This is a genomic window from Methylobacter luteus IMV-B-3098 (genome assembly GCF_000427625.1).
GTDB classification, from domain to species: Bacteria; Pseudomonadota; Gammaproteobacteria; order Methylococcales; family Methylomonadaceae; genus Methylobacter; species Methylobacter luteus.
In genome coordinates, this window is sequence record NZ_KE386569.1 from 4191125 (window position 1) to 4214847 (window position 23723).

Here is a 23723-nt window from a genome sequence, read left to right on the forward strand (position 1 = left end):
GCCGGCGCCGGAGGGCGATGCCTACGCCGTACGCGGCTATGAAGCGCCGCAAGGCGAGACCGAACAGGCCCTGGCGGCCCTCTGGGCCGAGCTGCTCAAGATCGAGCAGGTCGGCCGCCACGATAATTTCTTCGAATTGGGCGGGCATTCCCTGCTGGCCGTGACGCTCATTGCGCGCATGCGCCAGGCTGGGCTGAACACCGACGTGCGGGAATTATTCGCCGCGCCGACGCTGGCTGGGCTGGCGGCGCTGGCCGACCACGGCAGCCACGCCGAGCAACTGGTCGTCCCGGCCAACCGCATTCCGACCGGCTGCACGGCCATTACCCCGGACCTGCTGCCGCTGGTCAGCCTGGCGCAGGCCGATATCGACCGCATCACGGCCGCCGTGCCGGGCGGAGCGGCCAACGTGCAGGACATCTATCCGCTGGCGCCGCTGCAGGAAGGCATTCTGTTTCATCACCTGATGGACTCCGAAGGGGATGCCTACCTGGAGCCGTATCTGATGGCGTTCGACACGCAGGAACGCCAGGACGGTTTTCTGGCCTCTTTGCAGGCGGTGATCGATCGCCACGACATCCTGCGCACTGCCGTGGCCTGGGAGGGATTGCCGGAACCGGTGCAGGTGGTCTGGCGCGAAGCGAAACTGGCGATTGAGGACGTCATTCTGGACCCTGAAGCCAATGATGCAGCCGAACAATTGGCGGAACGTTACGATCCGAGACATTATCGCCTCGACGTGCGAATCGCGCCGATGATGCAGGTTTATACTGCCTATGACAAGGCCAGCGACCGCTGGCTGCTGCTGTTGTTGAGTCATCATTTGGCGCTCGATCACACCGCGCTGGACCTCCTGCTGGAGGAGATCCAGATGCACCAGTTGGGCCAGGCAGACCAGCTGCCGGCGCCGGTACCGTTCCGCAACTTCGTCGCGCAGGCTCGTCTCGGAATCAGCCGGGAAGAGCACGAAGCCTTTTTCCGCGGCATGCTGGCGGATGTCGATGAGCCGACGGCGCCGTTCGGTCTGCTCGACGTTCTGGGCGACGGCAGCCGGATTCAGGAAGCCAACCAGACCGTCGACACGGACCTGGCGCACCGGCTGCGGAAACAGGCCAAAACCCTGGGCATCAGTGCCGCCAGCTTGTTCCATCTGGCCTGGGCCGCGGTGGTGTCACGGACTTCCGGGCGCGATGACGTGGTGTTCGGCACGGTCCTGTTCGGGCGCATGCAGGGCGGCGATGAGGCCGACCGGGTGCTGGGATTGTTCATCAATACCCTGCCGCTGCGAGTGCAGCTGGCCCAGGGCAGTGTCCTGGACCAGGTCCGTGACGTGCAGTTGCGGCTGGCCAGCCTGCTGAGGCATGAACATGCGCCGCTGAGCCTGGCGCAACGCTGCAGCGGCGTGCAGGCGCCGGCGCCGCTGTTCAGCGCACTGCTCAACTACCGGTACAGCCAGGACGACGTCTCGGCGGACGGCGCGCCTGAATGGCAGGGCATCGAAGTCCTGTCGGGCGAAGAACGCAGCAACTACCCGATCGTGTTATCCGTGGACGACCTGGGCGAAGGGTTTTTACTGTCGGCGCAAACCCTGTCGCCGGTAGCGCCGGAACGGCTGTGCGCTTTGATGCGCACGGCGCTGGACAACCTGATCACGGCCCTGGAAAGCGCGCCGGACACCGCCATGCGCCGGATCGGCGTGCTGCCGGAGGCCGAGCGCCGCCAGGTGCTTTACGACTGGAACGCCACCCGGGCCAGCTATCCCCAGGACTGCTGCCTCCATGAACTGTTCGAGGATCAGGTTGCAGCGCGGCCGGACGCGCCGGCGGTTGTTTACGACGGCCGGACTTTAAGCTATGACGAACTGAACACTCGCGCCAACCGGCTGGCTCATTACCTGCTCAGCTTGGGCGTCGGACCGGAAGCTCGGGTAGCATTGTGCCTAGAACGCTCGCCGGAGCTGATCGTGGGGCTTCTGGCCGTGCTCAAGGCGGGCGGGACCTACGTGCCGCTGGATCCGGCCTATCCCGAGGATCGGTTGGCGTTCATGCTTGAGGATAGCGCTCCGCTGGCGCTGTTGACCGATAGCGGCCTCAAGGCCCGGCTGACGGAGCGGTCAGCCGGCACAGTGCTGATTGATCTTTTTGCGGACGGGGCACAATGGGCTAACCAGTCTGACGTCAATATCGACTCGACCCGCCTGGGTGTGACCTCGGCGCATCTCGCCTACGTCATCTACACCTCCGGCTCCACCGGCCAGCCCAAGGGCGTCATGGTGCCGCACGCGGGCGTGGTGAACCTGGTCAGCTGGCACAACCGGCAGTTCCAGGTGAGCGCCGCCGACCGGGCCACGCAACTGGCGGGCCTCGCTTTCGACGCCAGCGCCTGGGAAACCTGGCCGTACCTGTTGGCCGGCGCCTGCCTGCACCTGGTCCGGCCCGAACTGCTGGGCCAGCCGGAGGCATTATGGCAGCAGCTGGCCGACGACCGCATCACGCTGGCGTTCATGCCGACGCCATTGGCGGAACTGATGCTGGCGGCGCCCCGGCCCGAGCGCCTGGCCCTGCGCTGCCTGCTGGCCGGCGGCGACCGGCTGCACGGCCATCCGCCGGCCGGACTGCCGTTCGAACTGGTCAACAACTACGGCCCCACCGAGAACAGCGTGGTGTCGACCTCCTGCCCGGTGCCGGCGGGAAAAGAAGGGCTGCCGCCGATCGGCAAGCCCATCGCCAACACCCGCGTTTACCTGCTGGACGATAGCCTCGAGCCCGTCCCGGTCGGCGTGTCGGGCGAGTTGTATGTGGGCGGCGCCGGACTGGCGCGGGGTTATCTGAACCGCCCCGAGCTGACCGCCGAGCGTTTCATTACCGATCCGTTCGTCAATGAAGCCTGGGCACGGCTGTACAAGACCGGCGACCTGGGTCGCTGGCGGGAAGACGGCAGCATCGAATTCCTCGGTCGCAACGACTTCCAGGTCAAGGTCCGCGGCTTCCGCATCGAGCTGGGCGAGATCGAGGCCCGGCTGGCCGAACACCCGGCGGTCCGGGAAACGGCGGTGCTGGCCCGCGAAGACGGCGCCGGCGGCAAACGGCTGGTGGCCTACTACACCGGCGACGCCGACGTGACCGTGGACAGCCTGCGCGCGCATCTGGCCGAGACATTGCCCGAGTACATGGTGCCCGCCGCCTTTGTGCAGCTGGAGGCGCTGCCGCTGACCCCGAACGGCAAGCTGGACCGCAAGGCCCTGCCGGCGCCGGAGGGCGATGCTTATGGCGCACGGGAGTACGAGGCGCCGCAAGGCGAGACCGAGCAGACCCTGGCCGGCATCTGGGCCGAGCTGCTCAAGGTCGATCAGATCGGCCGTCACGACAATTTCTTCGAACTGGGCGGGCATTCGCTGCTGGCCGTGACCCTCATCGCGCGCATGCGCCAAATCGGTCTGAACATTGATGTGCGGGCCCTGTTCACCGCGCCGACGCTGGCCGGGCTGGCGGCGCTGGCCGACAACGGCAGCCATTTCGAGCAACTGGTCATCCCGGCCAACCGCATTCCTGTGGGCTGCACGGCCATTACCCCGGATCTGCTGCCGCTGGTCAGCCTGTCTCAGGCCGATATCGACCGCATCACGGCCGCCGTGCCGGGCGGGGCGACCAACGTGCAGGACATCTATCCGCTGGCGCCGCTGCAGGAAGGCATTCTGTTCCACCATTTGATGGAATCCGAAGGGGACGCCTACCTGCTGCCGGCTCTGATGGCGTTTGACACGCGCGAACGCCTAGACAGTTTCCTGAACGCCCTGCAGGCGGCGGTAACACGTCACGACATCCTGCGCACTGCCGTGGCCTGGGAGGGATTGCCGGAACCGGTGCAGGTGGTCTGGCGGGCAGCGGAACTGGCGATTGAGGAGGTCGTCATTGACCCTGAAGCAAATGATGCGGCCGAACAATTGTCGGAACGTTACGATCCGAGACATTATCGCGTCGACGTGAGAGTCGCGCCGTTGATCGGCGGATTCACCGCGTATGATCCCAAGGAAAAGCGCTGGCTGCTGCTGCTGTTGAGTCATCATTTGGCGCTCGATCACACCGCGCTGGATATCCTGTTTGGTGAGATTCAGATGCTCCAGCTGGGGCAGGGCGACCAACTGCCGGCGCCGCTGCCGTTCCGCAACTTCGTCGCGCAGGCTCGTCTCGGAATCAGCCGGGAAGAGCACGAGGCCTTTTTCCGCGGCATGCTGGCGGATGTCGATGAGCCGACGGCACCGTTCGGTCTGCTCGATGTGCAGGGTGACGGTTCAGGGATCGAAGAAGCGAAGCAAGACCTTGACCTCGATCTTGCCCGGCGCCTGCGGAAGCAAGCACGGACCCTGGGCATCAGCGCCGCCAGCCTGTTCCATCTGGCCTGGGCCACGGTAGTGTCGCGGACCTCCGGACGCGAGGACGTGGTGTTCGGCACGGTCCTGTTCGGGCGCATGCAGGGCGGCGAGGGCGCCGACCGGATGCTGGGCATGTTTATCAATACCCTGCCGCTGCGAGTGCAGGCGGCCCAGGGCAGTGTCCTGGACCAGGTCCGTGAAGTACAGAGCCGGCTGGCCGGCCTGCTGCGCCATGAACATGCTCCGCTGAGTCTGGCGCAACGTTGCAGCGGCGTGCAGGCCCCGGCGCCGCTGTTCAGCGCACTGCTCAACTACCGGCACAGCCAGGACGACGCCCCGACGGACGGCGCCGCTGCCTGGCAGGGCATCGAACTCCTGTCAGGTGAAGAGCGTACCAATTACCCGGTCGTGTTATCCGTGGACGACCTGGGCGAAGGCTTCTCGCTGACGGCGCAAACCCTGCCGCCGGTGGCGCCGGAACGGCTGTGCGCGATGATGCACACGGTGCTGGACAACCTGATCACGGCCCTGGAAAGCGCACCGGATACCGCCATGCGTCGGATCGGCGTGCTGCCGGAGGCCGAGCGCCGCCAGGTGCTTTACGACTGGAACGCCACCCAGGCCGACTATCCCCAAGCCTGCTGCCTTCATGAACTGTTCGAGGCGCAAGTGCGCAACACACCGGATGCGATGGCGGTGGTGTTCGAAGACCAGCACCTGACCTACGCCGAAGTCAATTCTCAAGCCAACCGCCTGGCGCACTACCTGCGCAGCCTGGGCGTGAAGCCCGACGACAGGGTGGCGATCTGCCTGGAGCGCGGCTTCGAGCTGGTGATCAGCCTGCTCGCCGTGCTCAAGGCGGGCGGCGCCTACGTGCCGCTGGACCCGGCCTACCCGGAAGACCGGCTGGCCTACATGCTGGCCGACAGCGCCCCGCTGGCGCTGTTGACCGATAGCGGCCTTAAGGCCCGGCTGGCCGATCGCTCAGCCGGCGCCAGGCTGATCGATCTCTCAAGCGACGCGGCGCAGTGGGCCCAGTCTGACGTCAATATCGACTCGACCCGCCTGGGTGTGACCTCGGCGCATCTCGCCTACGTCATCTACACCTCCGGCTCCACCGGACAGCCCAAGGGCGTCATGGTGCCGCACGCCGGCGTGGTGAACCTGGTCAGCTGGCACAACCGGCAGTTCAAGGTGAGCGCCGCCGACCGGGCCACGCAACTGGCGGGCCTCGCTTTCGACGCCAGCGCCTGGGAAACCTGGCCGTACCTGCTGGCCGGCGCCTGCCTGCACCTGGTCCGGCCCGAACGCCTGGGCCAGCCGGAGGCATTATGGCAGCAGCTGGCCGACGACCGCATCACGCTGGCGTTCATGCCGACGCCGCTGGCGGAACTGATGCTGGCGGCGCCCCGGCCCGAGCACCTGGCCCTGCGCTGTCTGCTGGCCGGCGGCGACCGGCTGCACGGCCATCCGCCGGCCGGGCTGCCGTTCGAACTGGTCAACAACTACGGCCCCACCGAGAACAGCGTGGTTTCTACCTCCTGTCCGGTGCCGGCGGGAGGCGAAGGGCTGCCGCCGATCGGCAAGCCCATCGCCAATACCCGCGTTTACCTGCTGGACGATAGCCTCGAGCCCGTCCCGGTCGGCGTCATGGGCGAGCTGTATGTGGGCGGCGCCGGGCTGGCGAGAGGCTATCTGAACCGTCCCGAGCTGACCGCCGAGCGCTTTATCGCCGATCCGTTCAGCTCAGATCCGGAAGCCCGGCTGTACAAGACCGGCGACCTGGGCCGCTGGCGGGAAGACGGCAGCATCGAATTCCTCGGCCGCAACGACTTCCAGGTCAAGGTCCGCGGCTTCCGCATCGAGCTGGGCGAGATCGAGGCCCGGCTGGCCGAACACCCGGCAGTCCGGGAAACGGCCGTGCTGGCCCGCGAGGACGGCCCCGGCGGCAAACGGCTGGTGGCCTACTACACGGGTGACGCCGAACTGACCGTGGACAGCCTGCGCGCGCATCTGGCCGAGACGCTGCCCGAATACATGGTCCCTGTCGCCTTCGTGCACCTGGAGGCGCTGCCGCTGACCGCCAACGGCAAGCTGGACCGCAAAGCATTATGCGCGATGGACTTCATGCCGCACGCCTATTTGGACTTTGTACCACCGCGATCTACCGATGAAGCGAAAATTGCCGCGGTTTGGCGCAGATTATTCCAAGTCGAGTCTATTAGCGTGACGGCTAATTTCTTCGAGATGGGCGGGCACTCTTTATCGGCGGTTCAATTGTTGAGTCTGCTGAAACAGGAAGGTATTGAAATCTCCATAGCGCTGTTATTTGAAAAGCCGACTATCGAGTCGCTAGCCTGGGCGATTCATGAAGACACCCGGATTACGGAAGCAAAAGCAATACCGCTGAGGAAAACCGGTAATCAACCCCCGCTGTTTTTATTTCACGAGGTCACGGGCGAAATGCTCTATGGCCCTAATCTCGTGCAACATATCGATAGCGATATACCGGTCTACGGCTTGGCCGGACAACCGCTAAACGAAGTTCCTTATCGCACTATGCAAGCAATGGCCGCCAGATTAGTGCGGATGATACGTGCAGTGCAGCCGCATGGGCCTTACCGTCTCGCGGGCTGGTCTCTTGGCGGGACGCTTGCTTATGAAGTTGCCACTCAACTTATTGGAGAGGATGAGACGGTAGAGTTTGTAGGGTTGTTGGATTCATACATTAACTACATAAATGCAAAAGACATCTTGACGGACGTCGATGACACAGGCTTATTGCTGAATTTCGTGCTGGCAGACGATATGCCTCCGGCAATGGCCGATGAAATAAAATCGGCAGCTTCTTCAATGGACTTTGCGGAATTGGTGTACAAATGCCAGGCCTTATCTCTGCTACCGGCTCATCTGACTGTCGACGAATTTCAGAAGTTTTTGCATCGCTGGCACAACCATAGAATAGCAGACATTCAATACTGCGCCCGTAAGTTGTCGATCCCAATCCATTTATATGCCACCACCGAGCAGGCTGAAGAATATCCCTTCCGGAATTGGGACTCGGTATTGCCGAAACAGCAAATACGGCTGATACCAGTGACTGGCTCGCATCAAACTATGATGGAATCTCCTCATGTTGAATCGCTGGGAGCAGCGCTTTCCACCTCAATTCGGGAAGCAAGTGCCGGGAAGCTGATGGATTATAGCATCGGCTATGATCTGTTAGTGGCGCTTCAGTCCGGCAATTTCGCTAGCGCGCCTTTATTCTGCGTACCGGGTGCGGGGGGCAGTGTGAGCGCGTTCACCGATTTGACGTTGGCTTTGGAATCTTCAAGACCTGTCTATGGATTACAGCCGCGTGGACTGGACGGCGAAATTGTGCCGCATACGACCGTATCCGCCGCTGCCAAAGCCTATCTGCGAGCGATCCAATCGTTATATCCGGAAGGGCCATTACATCTGATTGGACATTCATTTGGCGGATGGGTCGTTTTCGAAATAGCACTGCAGCTGACCAAGAGCGGACGCAGTGTAGCCTCTCTGACCCTGGTCGATACCGATGCTCCGCATGAGCCGGACAGCATGGCGCGAGAATATACGGAAACCGAAGTGTTGATGAAGTTGGTCGAGATCTATGAGCAATCCGGCGGTACTTCTTTGGAAATACAAGCTGCCGATCTGGACGGGCTTGATGGCGATGCACAGTTGAAACTGCTGCATCAACGACTGATAGGCGTCGGACTGATACCTAAACAATCCCGACCCGAAATGCTGATCGGCACATTCCGCACATTCGGCACGGCATTAAGAACCCGCTACTGCCCGGAACATCACTATGCCGGACCGCTGCGGCTCGTGTTGGCTCAGACTGGTCAACCTGATCCCGAAGCCGTCATCGCAAAATGGCGATATTGGGCTAACGACCTCCAATATTGGCAAAGTGAAGGGAATCATATGACTGTTATCAAGCAGCCTTATGTCAACGGTTTAGTGGATTGGCTGGAATTGGGCAAGCGTAAATGACTAAGGCGCTGAGTCGGATATCTCCGTCTTTAGGGAACCGACTTGATGAGCCAGAGCCTAGATCATCTTGACCGCTCAAACATGGCTTATATTGGTTTTGTCGGACAAAAGACACTATTTATCCCGGTTTTTTAACCCTAAATTAACAAATTACATCATCACATGAACACAGCAAGAGAATTGGAAAAAGAGAATTATCAAAGTGCAAGTTTGACGATGTTGGGACGGCCATTCTATCTACTCTGGTGTGGCGAGACTGTCGCGTTAATCGGTGCCTCGCTGATGGAGTTCGCATTAGGCGTATGGGTATATCAAAAAACCGGCTCGGCTATGAATTTTTCTGGCGTGTTGGTCGCGGCTATTTTACCGGCAGTGCTTGTTATGCCGATTGCCGGACGCGTCGCTGATCGCTTCGATCGGCGCTACGTGATGGTTGTGGCCGATCTGATCGCTGTCGTGTTATTACTGACGTTAGCCTGGTTTCTTTGGCGTAACAGCCTTGAGGTCGTGCATCTTTATGCCTTTAATGCCGCGGTGTCGCTGATCGGGGCGTTCAGGACGCCCGCCTATACGGCTTCTGTCAGCAAGCTTCTGCCCAAGGAAAAATATACGCAGGCCAGCGGCTTGATGGGGGTGAGTGCCAATGTATTAAGTATGTTTGCGCCGTTGGTCGCGGGCAGTTTGATGGCGGCGATAGGGCTGCAGGGCATAGTCTTTATCGACATCATTGCATTTGCTACAGGTTCAATATTGATTTTGAACGCTTTTTTTTACGCCGCAAGAATCAATAACAACATCAACAAAATCAGGGCCGACAGTACCGAAGTGGTAAAGGGCAGCGTTGCCTTGGCGCTGGTGTATTTCAAGAAGGAGCCATTGATGCTGGGGTTGCTGGTATACACCGTTCTTCAGCAGGGTTTGGTGACTCTCGCGTCGACGATGATCATGCCGCTGATACTTTCCCATTATTCCGAAAACGACTTGGGCGTCATTCTCACGGTCGGCGGCGTGGGCGGGTTGATTGGCTCAATCATACTGGCGCTGATGGGAGAGCTTAAGCGCTTGATGCTTTGGGCGCTGGCGGCTGATGTGGTACTGGCGCTTTGCATATTGCTGGTTGGCGTCAATACATCTTTCAACCTTTACTGCGCATCGGTGTTTACCGCCTTATTGGTGGCTGGCTTTGCTCAAGGCTGTAATCACGCGCTGTGGATGAGAAAAATTTCGAATGAGCATCAAGGCAGAATCTTTTCGATTATTAATGTCGCCGCTTTGCTGACTGTAAGTATCGTCGCCATGGGAGGCGGTTATTCCGCCGATCATATTTTTGAACCTGCTCTCTCGAAAGGTGGTTGGCTAGAACAGACGTTGGGTCCCTGGATCGGGACAGGAAAAGGGCGCGGTATCGGACTTATGTTCGTCATCAGCGGCTTTATAGGGGTACTCATTTCACTAGTCGGATTTTTAACCAGACTGCGCCGACTGGATCTGATCGTGCCGGACGCACCTGTTTCAAATGAGCGCTAAACGCTTGAAAAAATCATTAATTAAGCTTGGTTTTCTTGGCAAAAAATGCAATCAAAAATTAAAGTAAGGAGAAACAGCATGTCATACGATTACCTTCAACTCCTGGAATCAAACGCGAGAACTTACGCCAGATTCTTTAACAGAGTATTTTCAACGGGTCGTGGAATTCGTGTTCGGGATTCCAAAGGAAAAGAGTATATAGATTGCCTGGCTGTCGCCGGGGCTTTGCCTCTAGGACATAACCATCCTGAAATTAAACAGGCTATTATCCAGTATATTTCATCGGATGGCATTCAACAGGCGCTTGATTTTTCCACCCCGGCCAAGATTCAATTTGTCAGGGATCTCTTCTCGCGGCTGCCGCCGAAGTTGCGCGACGAGGGGCGGATACAGTTCTGTGGGCCGACCGGGTCTGACGCAGTCGAGGCCGCGCTCAAACTGGCGAAATTTTATACCAAACGGCAAGGTATCCTAGCGTTTCATGGCAGTTATCATGGAATGACTTCAGGCGCTCTCAGCCTCATGGGTAATTTACACCCTAAAACCGGTGTGGGCCTGTCTGCGGCCGGTGTGCAATTCGCACCTTTCCCTTACCGCTTCCGGTGTCCATTTGGAACCAATGGTGATAAAACTGATCAACTATCGATTAGTTACATCCGTACGCTTTTATCGGATCCTGAAAGCGGGGTACCGAAGCCAGCCGCCGTCATCGTCGAAGCTGTGCAGGGAGAGGGCGGTGCCATCCCCGCTTCCATTTACTGGTTGCAAGAGTTAAGAAAACTGACGCTTGAATTTGATGTGCCTCTGATCATCGACGAGGTTCAGACAGGACTTGGCCGGACCGGCACCCTGTTTGCCATTGAGCGGGCAGGTATAACGCCGGATATTCTTGTTTTGTCCAAGGCCATTGGAGGCGGTTACCCGCTGTCAGTCGTGGTATACGATAAACGATTGGATGTCTGGCCTCCCGGCATGCACGCGGGCACGTTCAGAGGTAATCAGTTGGCAATGGTCGCTGGAAGTACCACGATGCAGATAATCGATAGAGATGGACTTGTTGACAATGCCAATAAGATTGGCGATATTCTAAAAAAAGGCCTGATTGAAATTGCACAACACAATCCCATCCTGGGTGATGTGCGCGGGCTTGGGCTAATGATCGGCATTGAAGTAGTGAAGCCGGGCGCCGACGACTATCCGGGGGCTCCCGACGGGGAGCTCGCCAAGGTGATAAAGCGTAATTGTTTTAAAAACGGACTGATCATTGAAACCGGGGGGCGCAATGGTTGCGTGCTTCGTTTTCTGCCGCCTCTCATAGCGACGGAAACCGATGCCGGCGAAATACTGGATCGTTTTGAGCGGGCTGTCGAGGCCGCAGAGGTGGGAGCGCTCCATGCTTGATAGCGCTCCTAGATATTCGACATCTCTCCGAGACAAGCAAACCGGCCAATTGAAAAAACAGCAATCGGCTACCGATATATTGGGGATTTCTTTTGAGAAACCAATGATAAGTGTACAGAGTCTCACGAAATCCTATCATCTTGGATCAATGACAGTTCCCGTATTGAAGGGCATCGACCTATCCGTCAAAGTGGGAGAGTTTGTGTCTATCATGGGGCCATCAGGATCGGGTAAATCGACTTTGCTTAATGTGCTGGGAATTCTGGATCGTTACGACGACGGTGAATATATTTTGAACGGAACCCTGATAAAGCCGCTCTCTGAAACCGAGGCCTCTCGACACCGCAATCATTTAATTGGCTTCGTGTTCCAGTCATTCAATCTGTTGCCTTTCAAGAGCGCTATCGACAATGTAGCCATGCCGCTTTATTATCAAAAGGTTCCTCGTAAGCAGCGAGAGGAAAGGGCGCGGAAGCTATTAGAGCGCATGGGGCTGGCCCATCGCATAAATCACATGCCTTCGGAATTATCTGGCGGGCAGCGGCAGCGGGTAGCTATTGCACGCGCATTGGTTACCGACCCGCCCCTGATTTTAGCCGATGAGCCGACCGGCAATCTGGATTCTGAAACTTCAGAGGAAGTGATGGAATTGTTCACCGAAATAAACCATGAAGGCAAGACCCTTGTCGTCATTACTCATGATGAAGAAATCGCCGCACGAACTCGTCGTGTTATTCATCTGCAAGATGGGCAAATCAGAAACTAACTACTAACTACGGGCCATACAACTCATGTTTGATTTTGAACGCTGGACCGAGCTCGGCCAATCCCTAAGTCAGCACAAATTGCGGACAGGTCTGACTGCTTTTGGCGTCAGTTGGGGTATTTTTATGCTGGTTTTACTGCTGGGGATGGGGAAGGGGCTGGAGCGCGGCACCATGGCGCTTTTCCAGGACACGGCGTTGAATAGTGTCTGGATCGGAGGTGGTAAAACATCTCAATCCTATAAAGGTTTAACCTCAGGTCGTACGGTGAGCCTGGAGATCGATGACGTCGCCTTACTTGACAGCTTGCCAGGGGTGGAGTCAGCTGGGCCTACCAAATTACTGGATAAAGGATATGTTATGAGATATGGAAAAAATAGCGGTGCATTCCAAATAAATGGTATTAGTGCTGCAAATGCTGAAATTCAAAAATTGTCCCTGCTGAGCGGACGCCAGATTAATCAATTGGATGAGCGCGAATCACGTAAAGTTGCCATAATCGGTGCCAGGATTAACGATGTGCTGATGAAAAATCAGCTCAATCCAGTGGGAAAAACGATTTTCATAGGAGAAACACCGTTTACTGTTATTGGGGTATACAACAAAGCGTTGGGAGAACAGTCGCCAAATCGCGTTTACATTCCATACGCCACTTTAAGACAAGTGTTTGACGCTGCCCCGACAGTCACTATGATTGCCTTAACTGTATCGGCGGGTTATAGCTGGACGGATATCAAGCCGGAAGCAGTTCGATTGCTGTCCCGACGACATCGGTTTGACCCGAATGATTCTTCCGTTCTAGAGATTTACGATATCAGTAATGATGTAAAAAAAGTGGAATCCCTAATGAGCGGCATCAGGATCTTCATGATTATTGTTGGAACCGGTACATTGATGGCGGGCTGTGTCGGAGTCAGCAATACGATGCTGGTCACTGTCAAGGAGCGCACGCGTGAATTTGGCATTCGCAAAGCCATCGGCGCTTCCTCGGCTGACATACTTTTCATGGTATTGCACGAGACACTGGTTGTCACTTTAGCCGCAGGCTATGTGGGACTCATTGCAGGGGTAGGGCTTGTCGAATTGATCAGTCGGCTCGGCATCGAATCGGATTACTTTCGTCATCCTCAAGTCGATCTCTCTATCGCGGTTTCGGCGCTGGGCATTTTGATGCTCTCAGGCCTTATCGCAGGCTATCTGCCGGCTCGTCAGGCGGTGCGTGTGTCACCTATTGAGGCACTCAGACATGAATAATTTTCGTCGAATTGTAGTTCGTACTAGTTGGCTTTTATTGGTCTTTGCCATCGTGTTTGGTAGTGGTTTCTGGCTATTTTTTTCAGCCGGCGCCAATGAAGTCGCCGTGCAGGCAGAAAAACCATTTCGCATGACCATTGAACAATATACCACTGCCACCGGGCAGATTGTTCCCAGTCGGAAGGTCAAGATCAAATCTCAAGCGAACGGTGTGCTCGACGAAGTTCTTGTTAAGCAAGGGCAATGGGTGAAGCGAGGGGATTTGCTTGCCCGCATACGACTGCGCGCTGATCCGGTGGAAGTTAGCGCCGTCCAGTCGCAAATCAGAAAAGCCCGCCTTGAGCACCAGCGAGCGGCTATCGAACTGGAACGGCGTGGTCATCTCCACGATCAACATCTGATTTCCGACGCTGCGTATCAGGACGACAAGTTGAAATACGATGTCACAAAGACGACCTTGGAGCAGGCCGAACGCGAGTTGGAACTGCGCCTCAAAGGTGCTTCACAGCAATTCAAAACCACCTCGACCCTGATTACCGCTACCATGGACGGCATGGTGCTGGATCATCCTGTGGAGATTGGTGATTTCGTCATTAAAGCCAATGATCTTTCCGAAGGCACGACGGTTTTCACCATTGCCGACATGCATAGTTTGATTTTCAAAGGCGAAGTGGAAGAGGCGGACGCCGGGCGCCTGCAGGAGGGCATGCCCATTACCCTGAATGTCGGCGCTCTTCCCGATGAACATTTCGAGGCTACACTGGATTTTATAGCGGCAGAAGCCAAAAAAACCGATCAAGGCCGGAAAGTATTCGAAATTCGTGCAACCATTCAGCCCAAGTTGGGCGTATTTCTCAGAGCTGGCTATAGCGCTACAGCCAAAATCGTATTTTCCCGGCATGAACAAGTCATGACAATTCCCGAGGGCAGCCTGATGTTTCGTGGGGATGAATCCTATGCTAAAGTAAAGTTACCGACTGGCGAGATCGTCGAGAAGAAGCTTGTCACTGGTCTCTCCGACGGGCTTAATATTGAGGTGATTTCAGGGCTTGACGAGCAAGACAGCGTTGTATCATCAAAAGCGGTGGAAAAGCCATTATGATACCGTGAAAGCTAGTTTCTCGCTTAATGTCGCCTATTTTTCGCTTTGGAAGCTTGGTTTTGCCGGAATGGACTTCATTGCCTGATGCTGGCTGCCGAGTCGCTGCTCAGTAATCTGCTGCATATTTATCTCAAAGCAACATAGGAAGAACAACAACAATGAAGGGAAAGTTATGATACCGCTGAAGATAGTTTCTCGCTTAATGCCGCCTATTTTTCGCTTTGCAAGCTTGGTTTTGCTGGTTTTGCTGGAATGGACTTCATGTCCGATACTGGCTGCCGAGCCGCTGCCCAGTAATCTGCTGGATATCTATCACAAGGCGACAGAGGAAGACCCACAACTGATGAAAGGAAAGGCAACCCGCGCAGTTAATGAAGAACTGCACAGTCAGGAAAAGGCCAAGGCCTTGCTGCCAACAGTAAACCTTTCCGCCAATATCACCGGTAATCTTCAGAATATCAACTTAACGGACCCGCAGTCGATCGGTGTTGGCGGGCAGGATGAGTTTATCAGCGATGGTTACGATATCACTCTTACTCAGCCGGTGTTTCATTATGACAGGCTGATAGCCATGGATCAGGCTGGCCAACGAGTGGAACAGTCAGAAATGGAGTTGAATGCTATCCAGCAGGATTTGATTTTGCGAGTAGCGGAGCGATATTTTGGCTTATTGGGCGCGTTGGACAACCTGCGGTATTCCGAGGCTCAAAAGGATACTCTAGCCCGGCAGCGCGAACAGATGCAGCAGCGTTTCAAGTATGGCGAAATTGCCATAATTGATGTCTCGGAAGCCGAAGCGGGTTATGATCGTGCAGTAGCCGATGAAATCGAAGCTCAACAACAGCTCAATGATGCCAAAGCGGCATTAAGGGAAATTACCGGCGAATACTATGACAGTCTCTCAGCGCTTGCTGGGGATATTCCTTTAGTCAAGCCAGAGCCTTTGAACGAAAAGAGCTGGACTGATCAGGCGTTGGCACAGAACCCACGTATCGTGGCCGCCACCATAGCCTCTAGTATTGCGCGCGATGAGATTAGCCGGCTTGACTCGGAGCATCTGCCCAGCCTCGACCTCAAGGCAAACAATGGCTGGATGGAAACCGGCGGCCAGTTTGGCCAAGCTACTATATTTTATAACAGTATCGGGCTGGAGATGAATATGGCGTTATACGAAGGCGGTCAAGCTACTTCGCGATCACGGGAGGCGGCGCATCGGCATGACGAGTCCCGAGCTACACTGAAGCAAGAACAGCGCAGCGCGGAAAGGCAATCTCGCGACGCCTTCTATGGTGTAGTAACTGGTGTCAGTCGTGTGCAGGCTTTACAGAAAACGCTTAAGTCGCAGGAATTGTCGTTGAAAGAGATTGAGTCCGGTATTCAGGTCGGCAGTCGCACTGCCCTTGATCTTGTTGTGGCGACGCGAGACTGGTACCGGGACCAACGGGACTACGCCAAAGCCAGGTATGACTATTTGTTAAACACCCTGCGACTCAAGCGCTCCGCTGGTATTCTCGAGTACGAAGATCTGGCAAAGATCAACGCACTCTTGACTGACTCTGCCTCGGCAATTCAGCCTTGATTTTTGTTGATGTCGACTGAATTCGGTGTTCTGTTGATTATGGCCGCGCGTTAGGCGGCGCGCGCCGGACACTGGATTCTTAACGAATTTTGACAGGGGTCCGTCTTAGGCAAACGCCTGTTGGGTAATTTCTGTAATTGTTATTTTCTGCATAGGAATTTATATCATAGACATATTTATACATAAGTTACCGCTGGCAACCCATTTTGGATACCTGAACCCTATCGTTAAAACTTCCTTTTATCAAAAGGGGAGAGCTTTAGCTTGATATCAAAACTTAAATACACCAGATTAAGCACCCATTAGGCCCAAAATTTCTCAAAGCAGAAAATTAGCTTGGATTGGTTGATTCTGAACACAATTCAAATACTGAGTACAGTTAAAGCGAGATGAAACGTGAGGATTTTTTATATCCGCTTTGTTTGCTTCAATATTTATGCCACCAAAAAACGCCGAATTTTATAGTCTGAAAACACAATAATTGCTTGATACTGGACAGTTAGTGTTTGAAGTCTGCTTGTTTTTAAGCAAACACCGTCTTGATTTTATTCAGTGCCAACCATTGCTCCCTAATCCCCGTGTTCAGCGACCGGGACTGAATGTCCTCCGTAAAAGAGGCGAACACAGCAAAAATCCGCAACCTGCCAGTTTTTTATTTCAGGCACTATTTCAACCAGGTGACTGTGACGACATACGCGCCATCAAAATATACCCTTCCTAGCCATCCAGGCACATTAAAAGCGCGTTTGCTAGGGATAGATAGTAAAAACCAGCCATCTGTCAAGTTTAAATCAATCAAAATGTCAGTAAATTCTAACCAATGGCCGGAAGCGCCATATATACATTTAAGAGCGCTTTCTTTAGCTGCAAAAATACTGTAAGCATATTGATCGGCGAGCTCTGCTGGAGTATCCAATATGGTACGGATCTCCTGGGGACGTAACAGTGCGGTAAAAGTCTGGCCTGGAAAAGGCGGCTCGCAATATTGAATGTCAACACCTATCGCCTGAATATTAGCTGACCTTGCGGCTACAGCAATGGACATTTCCTTGCTATGGCTGATGCTGCCAACAATGCCGGCCGGCCAAATGGGGGCACCATGTAGATTTTTTAATACTGAAACGTCTTTATAGCCCAGTCGTTCAAGTACCTGATGCGCGCAATAGCGACCGGCACAGAATTCACCGATACGTTTGGCGCTGGCCCCGTGAAGTAAACGATGCTCATCCGGGTGTAAAATATCAGGAGTGCAAGGTTTGTTATGAGAAGCACTATAAAACGGCAATGATGGGATCGGGTATTGTAATCGGTAAAGCATGATGGATTAAAAGCCATTGTAAAGCCGTAGGGGAGGCGTATTTTTCCTTATGCATCCAATCATCTGAATGCCTTGATTTAAAAAAACCGCGCTAACCGGATTTGCACATAATCATCTTGGCTCATGCCGGTGAGAATGTCTGTGCTGGGAATGTTTTTGAACAGTCTGGATTCCAATTCAATTCTCCAGACATCATCGAGTCTGCGGCTGCCTTCAAAACTCACGACCGTGGCTTGGGTGTTTAAATCGACGGTAACGCCTAGAAGTAATTGAGTATTCTGTTCGTCATTCAGCGACAGGCGCGTACCCAAAAACACATCATTATCGGCAGGTGTTGGAGGCGCGTCAGAGGCTTGCCTGGGTGTGGATGTATCGCGCCCGTCATACTGATATTCCATTAACAAACCTAACTCGGCGCTGCTTTCAAAAATGCCGTACTGAGTGTATTCAGCGCCTGCAACCAAAGCGGCAAAGCGATTGCCTTGGCCGCTGCGCGTCATTGCTTCAAGCTTTAACAGCCAGTTTCCCAGTGCGCCCTGCACGTCCAAACTGGTTTGATTGATTAAATCATAGGTTGGAATCAGCGTGGTGGGAAAGGGTGAGCCATCAGGGAAATAGGGCGCCAGCCGAGGTTCGCGGCCAACACCGCTAAAATGCGCAATTCCCACATCCCAATCACCGAAAGTTCGGCTCCAACGCATCGCCCAATCAGGATGAAAATGACTGATGCCATTAAGATTGGGGTTATCTGTGTCTACGGGGAGTTCGAATCTAACCCGACCATTTGCAGCCGGAAAGGTACGCTCGCGAAAATAAGGCAGATAGAGCAAATTGAAGTTGCCATAGCTGGTCGGAATATTCAAATTCAGCATGGGTTGCCCCAACTTTTCTTCACTGTTGATGTTTTCCACGAAGTCGGCTTGGTTAACGATGTCAACCAGATGCCGTGACTCCGTCACCCCCCAAAACAATCTGCCCACGCCGGCTTGCAGGTTCCAGCCGTCGCCTTTATGCAACCAATTGAATTCGCGTAGATCCCAATGCGAGCGGTTGCTGTCCAGGCTGTCATAGCGGCCAAACGGTATCGCGGTAAAACGGTCTGCACCATTGTTCCATCCCTGCCGAAATTCGGGCTGCACCAATACAGATGGATCGGCAAAGCTGGTGTTTTGCTCGGCAAAAGCGGCGGGTTCTGCAAACAAACGCAGATCAAGCGCAGCAAAACCCGACCATTCTGCTGCTTGAATATTGCTGACTGTTAAGAATGACGCTGCAACAATCGCCACTTTTATGTTCATGTTTTTTGCTAATGTCTTAGTATTTCGGGATATCATTGATGGGCAAAAGGTGTCTGCACATCAATTCACGATTATAAAAAGGCGAGCGGCGCGCGATATTTGCTTCGTCATTCTTTACAATGTGTACTATTGCACGTTTTTAAGAGCGCTTTCGGAAAAGTCGCTGTCTTGAAAGCCGTTACGGAACCGATAATTGCTCCGATTTAAAGTGGTGCTTTTACCATTCTGGTGATTGACCATATCCAATCTGCTGGCTCGCCAGTAACGGTCAAGGTATTGCTGATAATCACTGAACGTTAAGGTTTTTAACAGCGTATTTTTGCGGTCGTAAAATTCGATTTTGCGTGGTTGATAGATTGTTTTATCGACCCATTCGATTTGCCGGGCATAACCGGAGTATTCATAAGCCGGAGTATTTTCGACCACAAAACAGTCATTGCCGTCGAGCACTTCATCGCGCAGATACTTGTATTTATATTTGTCTACCTCCCAGGAGGCGATGTCTTCAAAGGCAAATTCGGTACCAACAAATGGTCCTGATTTGTTTACTGAAGAAATCCGTTTAACCCGTTTTAATTCAGGCAAAAACAGCCACTGATCGTCGGGTTTAAGTCCATGCGAAAACGTTAACACTGCCGTACCGTTCACGTCGGCGGGTTTAAGAAAAATTCCTAATTCCTTGTCACCGTCGCCTGGGACTTCCAGGGTTCTGGTCGAAAATTCACGAATGCTTTCTTCTCCTTGGGCATTGCGCAAGATAAACAAAGATTCATTTGAACTGTCACCAAAGCCGGAATCCCGCCTATCGGTTTCCTTGGCGATGGCGTAACCTTTTTCTTCCGGGGTTTCGGCGTGGAGCGCTGGCGCGGTCAACGCCAGTAATAAGGCAAAATAAGCTGACTTGTTCATTCGGTTTTCCTTAAAGTTGAGTGTTTTGTACAGGTTTATTAAAAAAATTATGGAGACTGCATTTGATGTCTTCATAGATCAATAAAATCGGTGGTAACAGCAGAAATTCAGCAAATAAGCCCAAGGCAAAAATGATTACGGTCAATAGCCCCATCTCGTAATTGATTTTAAAGCTGGAAAAGGTGAATAACGAAAAGCCCATGATCAAAACGGCTGATGTTACCCATAAGGCATTGCCCACTGTTGCGAAGGCATAATAAATCGCGGCTTCAGGAGCAAGATTTTTATCTTTTTTTGCATGTTGATATTTGCTGAGAAAATGCACCGTGTCATCAACCAAGATGCCCAATGTCATCGCCGCTACCACCGATGAGGCCATGCCCACTTGGCCGACTGTCAAGCCCCAAATGCCAAACGCCATTCCGGCCGGGATCAAGTTGGGGATAAGGCTGAGCAGCCCTAAGCTGATTGAGCGCAACACCAATATCAAAATCAGTGAGATACAGCTTATGGACATCAATTCACCGCTGATCATGCTGACGATATTGCGTTGGCCGATATGTGAAAAAAGCAAGGATGAACCGGTGCCATCGCTCTGTTTAATTAACGGGGCGTTGGCTTTCAGCCAGGCTTGTGCCCGCGTCTCCAAATCGATCATTTGTTGGCTGGACAAACTCCGCAAAGTAACAGTGACACGGGTTGCGGATTTACTGACATTAACCCGATCATTCAGATCCAGGCCGTAAGGCAACGACATCTCGAACAGCAGCAGATATTCAGCAGCCATTTTCCGGCTATCCGGTAACCGATACCAGGCCGGATCATCTCCGTGCATGTTTTGATTCAAACGTTTAAAGATGTCGTTGATGGTATAGACATGGAGGGTTTCCGGCTGTTGGCGATACCATTGCACAAACCCCTCGACTTGCTTGAGAAAGTCAGGATCGTTAATGCCTTCATCTTCGCCATGCTCTAACGAATAGTCAATGGTGTAAATACCCGTTAAATGCTCAGTGGTGTAATCGGTATCGCGGCGAAATGCGACAGACTCATCGAAATACTTGACGTATTCATCATCGAGCTCATTCAGTGGAATAAAAGAGATCAATGCGACAGTGAACAACAGTAAAAATAGCGATAACGAATAACGATATTTGATAACGAATCCTGCCAGTCCGGCGAACGTTTTAGTGCCTGCCTCTTCGCTTCGACCCTGTCTTGCAGGCAGCACGGCCATTAATGCCGGTAAAAAACCAATCGTCAGCAAATAGGCTGCACCCACCCCCATGGCGGTAATGTTGCCCAAGTCCCGGAAAGGAGGCGCGTCGCTAAAATTCATGGATAAGAAACCGATGGCGGTAGTGAGGTTGGTGAAAAAAATCGCCTTAAAATTAATTCTAAGGCTTTCCGCGATTGCCGCTCGCTTATCCAGTCCCTGCGCCAACCCACTGTAATAAGAGGTTAAAATATGCACTGAATCCGCCACCGCTAAGGTGAGCAGGATAGTCGGCGCAGGAATGCTGGACGGCGAGAAGGCAATATCCAGCCAACCTGCCAAACCGACTGCCGAGCCTATCGAAAGCGTCATCATCAGCAATGCGGCGAACATGCCCAGCGATGATTTCAAAAACCACCACAAAGCGATAGCGATAATCACCAGCATGGCCGGTGTCAACGTTTTGAGATCCAGTTCCGAGGACTCCGCAAATGCGGTATCCATAAGAATGGAGCCGGTCAGGCGAACATCCAGGTCAGGATGTAACGCTTGTAAATCGCTCACCAGCTTGCGAACGAAGGACGTAGCTTGTAAGGTCTCGGCATCCTGGTCTTTGCCGGGGCGCTGCACTACGACATTAAAGCCCATCACTTTGGCATCGGGCGATACCAGGCGATTAATCAGTAAAGGCTCATTCAGAGTAATCTGCTTGAGACGCGCAATTTCTTGTTCGTTCAGTTGAGCGGCATTGCCAATCAAATCACCCACAGTCAGGTCATCGCCTTCCGCTGTGCTGTGCTGAAAGTTGGTAATGGAATCCACCCGTGATGAGTAAGGCGTTTGCCACAAACTTTTAGTTAAATGCTCGGCAATAGCCAGGTTCTGCGCCGTAAAGACATCACCATTTTTGGGCGTTACAACCAATAGAATATTATCGTCTCGAGTATAGGTTTTTTGTAATTTTTCAAAGGCAATTAGCTGAGGATTTTCATCGCTGAAAAACATTCGGTAATCGCTTTTAAAATGTACGTACCTTACGCCGTATGTTGCCGCTGCAGTTAATGCCAGGCTTAATAGAATAACAAGCCAGGGAAAGCGTAACAGCCAGTCGGAATATTTTCTTAACATTGCATTAATCCCTTATGGAATGGACAAAGTACGTTAATGGTGTCGCTGGATTCTGCTTTTCTCTTGCGTGCTTGCTGATCATATTTTGAAAAAATTGATCAACTTCCAGCGCTTGCTCTGTCCTGGGTTTTAGATTCTTATCCACCGCTTCAGCTGAGAAATTCATTGCCGTTCCCCGCAGCTAATAAGAGCGCTTTTTTATCATGTTTCATATTTTTCCCTAATGAATCAGATTGTATTAGTGTAGTTAAAATTATGTGGAATGGCCGGCATTCACTTTAATGCGGATAGCTCCTTGGCGAGCGTATTCACGGTGTAAACGATTTCCTCGTCAGTCAGGTTATGGGTAATAAAAAATCGCAGTCGTGAGGCGGCTTCCGGCACCGCCGGATACATAATAGGATGCACGCTGATGCCGGCTTGCGCCAATTTTTGGCCTAATCTTAAACAATGCATGGAATTGCCAAGAATAATGGGCACCACGGCTGTACCGGATGAAGGCCCGGTATCCAGGCCATGCGCTTTGGCGCATTCCAAAAACAGCGCAGCCTTGGCCCGCAAGCGTTTCGCCCGTTCCGGTTCACGCATCATGATCCTTGCCGAAGCCAAGGCTGCGCCAGTATTCGCGGGGGAAATGCCCACGCTGAACAGGACCGTGCCAGGGGCATTGTACTTAAGGTTGTCAATCAATGCTTTCGAACCACAGATATAACCGCCGCAACTCGCAAACGATTTGCTTAAGGTCCCCATCCAGATATCGACTTCCCCCGCGTCGATGCCGAAATGATCGTGCGATCCAAATCCACGGGGGCCTATAACGCCAGTCGCATGGGCTTCATCGACCATCAACAAGCACTTGTGGCGTTTTTTTACTTCAATAAAGCGCGGTAAATCCGGGATGTCGCCATCCATGCTGTACACGCCTTCAATGATGATCAGTACGCGTTGATGCTGTTTACGGTTTTCAACTAACAGCTTTTCTAAGGCGTCATAATCATTGTGCGGAAAAGCGAGCCTGCGGGCGCCGGACAGTTGGCAGCCGGTAACCACACTGTTATGGATCAAACTATCATGCAATAGCAGGTCATTGGGCCCAAACAAATGCCCGATCACCGAAACATTGGTCGCATAACCGCTGACCAGGGCCACGCAATCTTCCGTGCCGTGGATATGCGCCAGTGCGGCTTCGAGTTCCCGGTGTAACGGGATTTCGCCGGATACAATACGGCTTGCCGAAACCGATGTGCCATATCGATCAACAGCCGCCTTGGCGCCAGCCGATACCTCGGGATGACCGGATAAGCCTAAATAGTTGTAGCCGGAGTAATTGATATAATCCTTTCCGTCGATATGGGTAACGTGATCGCTAACGCCTTCATGCGCACTAAAATAAGGGTTATCCATGGCCAGCGCTTTAAAGGTTTCCATTTGTTCCATCAACATACGATAGCCTGGAAATTTATCAACCCGATAATATTCTTCGGGAATTTCACCGGCTTCTTGCGCGGCGGCCTGCCCTTGGTCCTTGCGCGCCAACAACTGTTTAAGCAGCAAGCGTTTCTTTTCCTCTGTCATGTCGGCCATGTTGACTGCCTGGTTGGACATCTTATTTCTCCTCTTCCTTTAAAATATGATTAAGCAAAATATCTATTTCTTCTGTCGACATACGGTCAATCAAAAGGCTGTTACGGCGTACCGAAACGTTACTGGCACGGGCCGCGGACATGGATTGAATGGCCCGATCCAATAGCAAGTTGGCTAGACGGATCAAATTATGGCAGCGCTTCTTCTCTTCGGAGACAAGTGCCAAGTCGGTCTCTTGAGTTGGCATA

14 protein-coding genes are annotated in these 23723 nt (G+C 53.6%); 7 read left to right on the forward strand and 7 right to left on the reverse strand.

All coding sequences use genetic code 11. The annotated features are described in order from the left end of the window. The first annotated feature begins 70 nt into the window (after positions 1-70). The 7 genes from METLU_RS26215 (at position 71) to METLU_RS26225 (ending at position 16022) form a co-directional block, all read left to right on the forward strand. Positions 71-8395 (forward strand): non-ribosomal peptide synthetase, encoded by an 8325-nt coding sequence (locus tag METLU_RS26215; protein WP_269209369.1) that lies wholly within the window; start codon positions 71-73, stop codon positions 8393-8395. A 162-nt stretch (positions 8396-8557) separates the two neighbouring features. Further along, on the forward strand, positions 8558-9922 hold the full coding sequence (locus METLU_RS26220) for an MFS transporter (protein WP_036243395.1): 1365 nt from the start codon (positions 8558-8560) through the stop codon (positions 9920-9922). A 78-nt stretch (positions 9923-10000) separates the two neighbouring features. Next, entirely contained in the window at positions 10001-11323 is a 1323-nt protein-coding gene (locus tag METLU_RS0121825; protein WP_036243397.1) for a diaminobutyrate--2-oxoglutarate transaminase family protein, read from the forward strand. Next, positions 11316-12089, forward strand: a complete 774-nt coding sequence (locus tag METLU_RS0121830; RefSeq protein WP_231383675.1) for an ABC transporter ATP-binding protein — start codon at positions 11316-11318, stop codon at positions 12087-12089. The genes METLU_RS0121825 and METLU_RS0121830 overlap by 8 nt, the downstream gene beginning before the upstream one ends. Before the next feature lie 25 nt (positions 12090-12114). Next, on the forward strand, positions 12115-13341 hold the full coding sequence (locus METLU_RS0121835) for an ABC transporter permease (RefSeq protein WP_027160056.1): 1227 nt from the start codon (positions 12115-12117) through the stop codon (positions 13339-13341). Continuing rightward, a complete protein-coding gene (locus METLU_RS0121840) occupies positions 13334-14443 on the forward strand; it encodes an efflux RND transporter periplasmic adaptor subunit (RefSeq protein WP_027160057.1) in 1110 nt (369 codons plus the stop codon). Before METLU_RS0121835 ends, METLU_RS0121840 begins: the two co-directional genes overlap by 8 nt. Before the next feature lie 202 nt (positions 14444-14645). Then, positions 14646-16022, forward strand: coding sequence for a TolC family outer membrane protein (locus tag METLU_RS26225; protein WP_196806585.1), 1377 nt, complete (start codon positions 14646-14648; stop codon positions 16020-16022). 664 nt (positions 16023-16686) lie between these two features. Here the strand turns inward: METLU_RS26225 and METLU_RS27565 are convergent. The 7 genes from METLU_RS27565 to METLU_RS0121880 all read right to left on the reverse strand — a co-directional run bounded on the left by METLU_RS27565 (position 16687) and on the right by METLU_RS0121880 (position 23722). Beyond that, on the reverse strand, positions 16687-17340 hold the full coding sequence (locus METLU_RS27565) for a 4'-phosphopantetheinyl transferase family protein (protein WP_081679171.1): 654 nt from the start codon (positions 17338-17340) through the stop codon (positions 16687-16689). Between the two features lie 77 nt (positions 17341-17417). After that, complete coding sequence (locus tag METLU_RS0121855) at positions 17418-18638, reverse strand: hypothetical protein (protein WP_027160058.1); 1221 nt, start codon at positions 18636-18638, stop codon at positions 17418-17420. Between the two features lie 126 nt (positions 18639-18764). Further along, entirely contained in the window at positions 18765-19547 is a 783-nt protein-coding gene (locus METLU_RS0121860; protein WP_027160059.1) for an outer membrane lipoprotein-sorting protein, read from the reverse strand. A gap of 10 nt (positions 19548-19557) precedes the next feature. Continuing rightward, positions 19558-21891, reverse strand: coding sequence for an efflux RND transporter permease subunit (locus METLU_RS26235; protein WP_081679172.1), 2334 nt, complete (start codon positions 21889-21891; stop codon positions 19558-19560). A 4-nt stretch (positions 21892-21895) separates the two neighbouring features. Continuing rightward, positions 21896-22057, reverse strand: a complete 162-nt coding sequence (locus METLU_RS28135) for a hypothetical protein (protein ID WP_155920675.1) — start codon at positions 22055-22057, stop codon at positions 21896-21898. Positions 22058-22164: 107 nt separating this feature from the next. Next, positions 22165-23496 (reverse strand): aminotransferase class I/II-fold pyridoxal phosphate-dependent enzyme, encoded by a 1332-nt coding sequence (locus METLU_RS0121875; RefSeq protein WP_027160060.1) that lies wholly within the window; start codon positions 23494-23496, stop codon positions 22165-22167. A 1-nt stretch (position 23497) separates the two neighbouring features. Continuing rightward, positions 23498-23722 carry a hypothetical protein gene (locus METLU_RS0121880; RefSeq protein ID WP_027160061.1) on the reverse strand — a complete coding sequence of 75 codons (225 nt, stop codon included), beginning with the start codon at positions 23720-23722 and terminating at the stop codon, positions 23498-23500. Position 23723 lies beyond the last annotated feature (1 nt).

Excerpts from the sequence above, each read along its gene's own strand:
- METLU_RS0121840 (WP_027160057.1), top strand. The coding sequence starts at position 13,334 with ATGAATAATTTTCGTCGAATTGTAGTTCGTACTAGTTGGCTTTTATTG.
- METLU_RS0121835 (WP_027160056.1), top strand. The coding sequence starts at position 12,115 with ATGTTTGATTTTGAACGCTGGACCGAGCTCGGCCAATCCCTAAGTCAG.
- METLU_RS27565 (WP_081679171.1), bottom strand. The coding sequence starts at position 17,340 with ATGCTTTACCGATTACAATACCCGATCCCATCATTGCCGTTTTATAGT.
- METLU_RS26220 (WP_036243395.1), top strand. The coding sequence starts at position 8,558 with ATGAACACAGCAAGAGAATTGGAAAAAGAGAATTATCAAAGTGCAAGT.
- METLU_RS0121880 (WP_027160061.1), bottom strand. The coding sequence starts at position 23,722 with ATGCCAACTCAAGAGACCGACTTGGCACTTGTCTCCGAAGAGAAGAAG.
- METLU_RS0121830 (WP_231383675.1), top strand. The coding sequence starts at position 11,316 with ATGCTTGATAGCGCTCCTAGATATTCGACATCTCTCCGAGACAAGCAA.
- METLU_RS0121825 (WP_036243397.1), top strand. The coding sequence starts at position 10,001 with ATGTCATACGATTACCTTCAACTCCTGGAATCAAACGCGAGAACTTAC.
- METLU_RS26235 (WP_081679172.1), bottom strand. The coding sequence starts at position 21,891 with ATGTTAAGAAAATATTCCGACTGGCTGTTACGCTTTCCCTGGCTTGTT.
- METLU_RS0121875 (WP_027160060.1), bottom strand. The coding sequence starts at position 23,496 with ATGTCCAACCAGGCAGTCAACATGGCCGACATGACAGAGGAAAAGAAA.
- METLU_RS0121860 (WP_027160059.1), bottom strand. The coding sequence starts at position 19,547 with ATGAACAAGTCAGCTTATTTTGCCTTATTACTGGCGTTGACCGCGCCA.
- METLU_RS26225 (WP_196806585.1), top strand. The coding sequence starts at position 14,646 with ATGCCGCCTATTTTTCGCTTTGCAAGCTTGGTTTTGCTGGTTTTGCTG.
- METLU_RS0121855 (WP_027160058.1), bottom strand. The coding sequence starts at position 18,638 with ATGAACATAAAAGTGGCGATTGTTGCAGCGTCATTCTTAACAGTCAGC.
- METLU_RS28135 (WP_155920675.1), bottom strand. The coding sequence starts at position 22,057 with ATGAATTTCTCAGCTGAAGCGGTGGATAAGAATCTAAAACCCAGGACA.